The following is a 415-nucleotide window of genomic DNA, read 5'->3' as shown; positions in this document are numbered from 1 at the left end:
TTGACTTATACGGATGTTCATGTGACAGTTTGGGGAACGAATCACAAGTGATGAGCATCACAAATGGCTCGCGGTTGATCCGTTGCATCGGCCCTGACCGGGCTGCGCAGGTGCCTTTCCGGGCAGCCCACCAACCTCACCAAAGGCAATGACAGTTCTGTCGAAGATGCAGTTCTGACGAACCATTTACAGCACTATCCACATAGGAGTAAGCATGGAAACCGTTGTAGGAACTTTGAGCAAGGCCGGATCCATCCACAAGGTCGAGGGCGGCTATCTCGGTTTGCCGCCGATGAATGAGCCCGGGACGGTCGCTGCGATCGGCGACTCCCTGCACAACCCTGAAGGATCGGTCATGAGTGCCGGGTTCTTCGAGCTGAAGGCGTCCGAGCCTCTGGTGTACACGTACACGTAC

At 55.7% G+C, this 415-nt stretch carries 1 protein-coding gene; it reads left to right on the top strand.

Annotated elements, in window-relative coordinates; all coding sequences use genetic code 11:
- Window positions 1-214 precede the first annotated feature (214 nt).
- On the top strand, window positions 215-415 hold a 201-nt coding region (locus AC5RWD_RS23260), incomplete at its 3' end, for a cupin domain-containing protein (RefSeq protein ID WP_494022274.1).

It is taken from the genome of Arthrobacter sp. CMU6, assembly GCF_059090205.1.
This window is presented reverse-complemented; position numbering and strand designations above follow the sequence as displayed.